The following is a 5112-nucleotide window of genomic DNA, read 5'->3' as shown; positions in this document are numbered from 1 at the left end:
GTCTCGACCGCTTCGGGGCGCCGCCCGCGGCGGGGGCCGAGGCGCCCGCCGCGATACTTAAGGTTTTTTAAAATGGCCCAGATCATACCGTGGATGTCGAGGTCCTGAAGAGGGCGCTGCGGGAGCTGGTGGAGAGGGAGCCGTCCTTCCTCAGGGACCTAGTGCTGGATGCTCTGAGGACCGACGGACGCATCGCCGACGCCCTCCTCGACCTCCTCACAAAGCATCCGGAGGCAAGGCTTAGGCTCGCGCAGGCGGTGGCCGGATCCATCGCCATACCCCTCAACGTGGCCACGAAGGAGGATCTAAAGCAATATGCCACAAAGCAAGATCTAGAGACGGCGGTGGAGCAGCTGAAGAGATGGGCTGAGGAGAGGTTTGTGACTAGGGAGCACTTCGACGCCGTCATAAAGCGGCTTGAGGACAGGATGGCCACGAAGGAGGATCTCAAGCGTATCGAGGACAAGATGGCTACTAAGGAGCAGTTTGAGGCCATAGCCATCAGCGTGGAGGAGTCGGGGAGGGACATGGTGCAGTACCTCCTGGAGCAGAGGGGCCACAGATGCGCGGCTGAGAGGCTGCGCCTAGACGCGGAGTACGAGCTGGACATCTACTGCAACGCCGGCGCGCTGACGGCTGTCGGCGAGGTGAAGGTTAGGGCCGGCGGTCGCGACGTGGAGAGGGCCATCGAAAGGATACGGGAGCTCCAGAGGAGGTGGCCGGAGAAGATTTCGGGAAGGCTTGTGCCTGTCCTCTATTCCCTCGTCGCTGAGCCCTCGGCCGTCCAGAGGGCCAAGGAGCTCAAGGTATGGCTCATCGAAGGCAAGAGGGAGGTCGTGGCTCTGGAGGAGGTCCTTTGAGCTGTGAGCTAGTATCGAATAAATCCAACTCCACTTGTACCTGCAACGGTGCGAGCGGGGTGAGGTGTCTGTGGACCGCTCTGCGGCGAGGGGACGCCGACCGCCTCAGACGGGGGGCTTTGCGGCATCGACGGGGCCCATGCGGCGCAGGCCATGGAAGACCCCGCTCCGGGGCCCGACTCCGCCGATGGTCGAGGAGTGCCGCCGGCGGGATAACGCATAAAATCGGGCCTGTCCTCTAGGCCGATGGGCACTTTTGCTGTGAGGGCGACGATCTGGAGCTTGACGAATCCCGTGGAGAGGGCCGAGGTGGAGCTCCTGGTCGATACCGGCGCGACGTACACGGTGATATCGGCGTCGATGCTGAACAGACTCGGCGTGAGGCCGATCAGGTCCGTCAAGCTGAGACTAGCCGACGGTAGAGTTGTCGAAAGGCCGCTGGGGGAGGTCGGGATAGAGATAGAGGGCTACAGGGCGTCGGCGACGCCTGTGGTATTCGGAGACGAGGGGATAAACCTGCTGGGCAGCGTGACCATGGAGGAGCTCGGCCTGGCGCCGGACCCGGCGTCGAGGAGGCTGAAGCCGGTGGAGGCGCTGTTGATGGCGCTGATCGAGAGCCGCCCCTCCGGATAGGTCGCTGGGGCGGACCGGCGCGGCGGATATGGCGCCGTGCAGGGCGAGCTATGGAGCTCCCGGCTGGGCTCGCCCATCTGGCGCCCCCTGCCTCTCGGCCGGGCGGCCTCTGCTCGCGCGCTCCTCCAACATCAGGTACACGTAGAGCAGGAGGACCTCCCTTGCGGCCAGCCTCTTCCCCTTCTTGGCCTTAGCCGCTATCTGCGCGACCATCGGCTTCAAGGCCTCGTGGAGGGCTGAGAGGAGCTCGTCCACGTCAGAACTCGCTCTGTGGTATAAATTTCTGACGGAGTCCGGACGGGCGGGAATCGGAGGCGGGCGCACTCCCTCTCGGCCGGCAACCAACGGCGTATACGCCGCATATCCTCCCACCGCCAGCGCTGGCATCGAGGCCTCGTTTTCCGGGTTTTACCGGGCAGGGGCTTTATATAAAGCGGCTTTAAGGCATTATCCATCGAATAGGAGGGCGCCTGCGGCATGCCCGGCGGGCCTCTCGGCTAGGAAGGCCCCGAGCCCCAGCATCGGGGCTGAGAAGGCCGACAGAGGGGCCGCGGCGCGTCTCGCACGCGCGGCGTCGGGCGCGCGAGGGCGAGGGGCGCGGCTGTTTCCCAGGGCCTCCGCCTTCGCGTATAGCAACGACGCGCGCCGTAGACGGCCGCCAGCGTCATCTCGAGGGGGTCCGTCGGCTGGGCGGCCGCGAGGAGGGCCGGTGCCTGCCGGCCTTGCGATGCGCGGCTTCGGCCGGATGCGCTTTCCCCGCGACCTGCGGCGGGAAGGCCGAGGGAGCTCGCGCCGGGAGCGCGGTAGATGCGCCACGTAGCCGGCGGCGCGGCCGGCCCCTTGGCTATACGCGGCGGAGGTCCGGCGCCTCCTGGCGGCTATTCGGCCACCTTCTCCACGCGTCTCCCCATTTCGCGGCCGCCGAGGAAGTCCCTCACGCTGTAGAGGACGCGGTATTCGGATACGCCGAGCTTCCTGACGGCGTCCTGTATGTAGTCCTCGAGCACCTGCCGAGAGACCCCGTGCACCATGAAGTAGCAGGGATACTGCCACTTCCCCGGCACCGTGTTTCTGAGGACCACGTGCGTCGTGATGTTCAGCCTGGCCGCCTCCTCGCAGACGGGCTCCCTGAGCACCACCATGGCGTTCTCCCTGAAGCCTACCGCCTCGCCGTCGATTGTGCCGTGCAGATCGCGTAGGACGCCCAGCCTTATCAGCTCCCTCATCTTCTCGAGGGCCTCCGGGACGGCGAGCCCCAACGCCTCGGCGGCCTCCTTGAAGGGCTCCGGCGCCAGGGGGAGCGATCTGACCTTTGAGAAGAAGGCCATGGGGATGCCCAGGGAGGACAGGGAGGGCGGGTTCTCCGGCAGAAGCTCGCCCTTCGTCAAGGAGATGCCCCGCCTGAGGTCGAAACGGACGTCCACCTTGTAGCTACGTAGCGAGTACAAGATCACGTAGTCCAGGCCGTATCTCTTCGCGACGGCGGCCACCTTGGCCTCGAGCTCCTCCCTGCTGTTAGCCTTGGTCACGAACCAGAGGTTGTAGGGCCTGTAGTCCCGCTGGAAATTGTGGCTCACCTGCGGGTCCCTGTTCACCGCGGCGGCCACCTCCTCGATCATGCCCTCGGGCGCCGCCATGCCCACGAGAGCCGCCTCGAGCCCCCTGGAGCGGTAGTTCAGAATGGCGCCTATCCTCTTCAAGATCCCGGCCTTCACGAGCTCCCTAAGCCTCTCGATGACCCACCCCTCGTCCACGCCCATCCGCTCCCCGACGACCTCGTACGGCCGCTCGGCGAGCGGGAAGTCGTACTGCACCTCCATCAAGAGGTCCACATCCCCGGCGTCCATGGCCCTATGCCGAAGTCCACATATAAAATATACATCGCCGCGGAGCCGGCCTGCCCGCCTCTCCTCGACGGGGCGGCCGAGCGCCGCGGCCGGATGGGCCCGAGGTGGAACGAGGGCTATATGCGGCGCCTATCGACCGAGATCTCGAAGCGGTCGAGACGCAGCCCGTCGCCTCCGCCGTCGGCTCGCCCCGGAGCCCTCCGATAGGTCGTACGCACCCGTGAAGTTGCCGCCAGGCAAGGGCTTGCTAGCTAGATATGGCGGCCTCCGGCGTCGCCCCAATCCCCCGGCGGGTAATCGCGTTGATGGGCGCTGCGACGGCCGGCGCCCGGACGGCCCAAGTCCTGCCATATATTGGGCCCTCGGCACTGCGGTAGATTCAAGCCGTCGGCGCTCCTCCTCCGTCTAGACCAACGCCTTGAGCCTCTCCAGCCTGAGGGGCTGCTAGGAGGCCCTCCAGGCCCAAGAGGCCCTGCCGGCCGCGCACCTCGTAGGGCCCTAATCCAGAAGGTGGAGGGCCGAACGGGCCTCCGCAGGCGCCTCTGTGGGGGGCCTCGATATGAACCTCGTCGGTAGGCTTGAAAAAGGCCTCCTTGCCTCGATCGCCGTGTAGACCGCAGAACCTCTTAAGTTTTAGCCCGCGGCCGCGCCGGGGACGGCCCCAGCTACGTGCAGGTCTGTGCCCGTTGGCTTCGCCTGATGGCCGGGGCGCGCCGGCGAGGTGGGGCGAAAATTTTTATAGGCTTGAGGTCTCGGCATCCATGTCGGCGGAGGTAGCCTTGGTCTACAGGGTGTTGCCCGACAGCGCCGAGGCGGATCTGGCGCGGTTGAAGCAGGAGATCGCGAAGAGGCTGGCGCCTAAGTACAAGGTGGATAGGATAGAGGAGGAGCCGATAGGGTTCGGCATAACTGCCCTGAAGGTTTACGTCAGGCATCCGGAGTCCGACGAATATACGTCCGACGAGGTTGAGGAGCTCTTGAGGTCGATCCAGGGCGTGGGCAACATAGAGCTCGAATATTTCTCGAGGCTGAGCTTCTAGGGTATAGCTTTTTATAGACCTATGGCCTAGGGCGCGTGAGCTGGGTTGAGCTCAGAGTGGCCGAGAGCAAGGCCCGCGACGCCAACAGGCCCATAGTCCGTATAGATCCCGACGTGATGGAGCGCAACGGCATAATGGTGGGCGACGTGCTGGAGGTGATGGGGAGGAGGAGGACCGCGGCGAAGGTGTGGAACGGCCTCCCCGAGGACCGCGGCAAGGGCATAATCCGCATGAACTCGATTCTGCGGAAGAACGCCGACGTCTCCCTGAACGAGACCGTCAGGGTGAGGAAGGTGGAGCCGAAGCCGGCGCAGTCCATCAAGCTGGCGCCGGTCTCCATGACCATAGCCGTCGACTCCAACTTCCTCCAGTACATAAAGCAGAGGCTCCGCGACTACGTCCTCGTCGAGGGCGATATACTCCAGATATATGTTCTGAGCCAACCCCTGACCTTCCAGGTGGTGCAGGCCCGCCCGGCAAACGCCGTCCTCCTGGTCACCGACGACACCCAGATACAGATCTACGAGAAGCCCGTCTCAGGCATCAAGATACCCCCCGTCACTTGGGAGGATATTGGGGATCTGGAGGAGGCTAAGCAGAAGATTAGGGAGCTCGTGGAGCTCCCTCTGCGCCATCCGGAGCTGTTCAAGCATCTGGGCATAGAGCCCCCTAAGGGCATCCTCCTCTTCGGGCCTCCCGGCACCGGCAAGACCCTGCTGGCCAAGGCCGTGG

6 protein-coding genes are annotated in these 5112 nt (G+C 64.8%); 4 read left to right on the top strand and 2 right to left on the bottom strand.

From position 1 onward, the window contains the following. Positions 1 to 89: 89 nt before the first annotated feature. Together B7L68_RS00840 and B7L68_RS00835 are read left to right on the top strand one after the other, a co-directional pair. On the top strand, positions 90 to 860 hold the full coding sequence (locus tag B7L68_RS00840) for a hypothetical protein (RefSeq protein WP_081245784.1): 771 nt from the start codon (positions 90 to 92) through the stop codon (positions 858 to 860). Between the two features lie 246 nt (positions 861 to 1106). Then, complete coding sequence (locus B7L68_RS00835) at positions 1107 to 1493, top strand: aspartyl protease family protein (protein WP_081245783.1); 387 nt, start codon at positions 1107 to 1109, stop codon at positions 1491 to 1493. A gap of 48 nt (positions 1494 to 1541) precedes the next feature. Here the strand turns inward: B7L68_RS00835 and B7L68_RS00830 are convergent, their stop codons facing one another. Both B7L68_RS00830 and B7L68_RS00825 read right to left on the bottom strand, forming a co-directional pair. Beyond that, the gene (locus B7L68_RS00830) at positions 1542 to 1748 is read right to left on the bottom strand and encodes a hypothetical protein (RefSeq protein ID WP_081245782.1); all 207 of its coding nucleotides are present in this window, start codon (positions 1746 to 1748) and stop codon (positions 1542 to 1544) included. Positions 1749 to 2371: 623 nt separating this feature from the next. Further along, positions 2372 to 3340, bottom strand: coding sequence for an Lrp/AsnC family transcriptional regulator (locus B7L68_RS00825; protein ID WP_081245781.1), 969 nt, complete (start codon positions 3338 to 3340; stop codon positions 2372 to 2374). Positions 3341 to 4101: 761 nt separating this feature from the next. Between B7L68_RS00825 and B7L68_RS00820 the strand changes: the two genes are divergently transcribed. Together B7L68_RS00820 and B7L68_RS00815 are read left to right on the top strand one after the other, a co-directional pair. After that, entirely contained in the window at positions 4102 to 4380 is a 279-nt protein-coding gene (locus B7L68_RS00820; RefSeq protein ID WP_081245780.1) for an elongation factor 1-beta, read from the top strand. A 35-nt stretch (positions 4381 to 4415) separates the two neighbouring features. Beyond that, positions 4416 to 5112 (top strand): AAA family ATPase (locus B7L68_RS00815; protein WP_143615270.1); only part of this gene is annotated, 697 nt, incomplete at its 3' end.

Source organism: Thermoproteus sp. CP80 (assembly GCF_002077075.2).
In the GTDB taxonomy this organism is placed as follows: domain Archaea; phylum Thermoproteota; class Thermoprotei; order Thermoproteales; family Thermoproteaceae; genus Thermoproteus.
The sequence above is the reverse complement of the archived record's forward strand: the minus strand, read 5'-3'. Positions and strand labels throughout refer to the sequence as shown.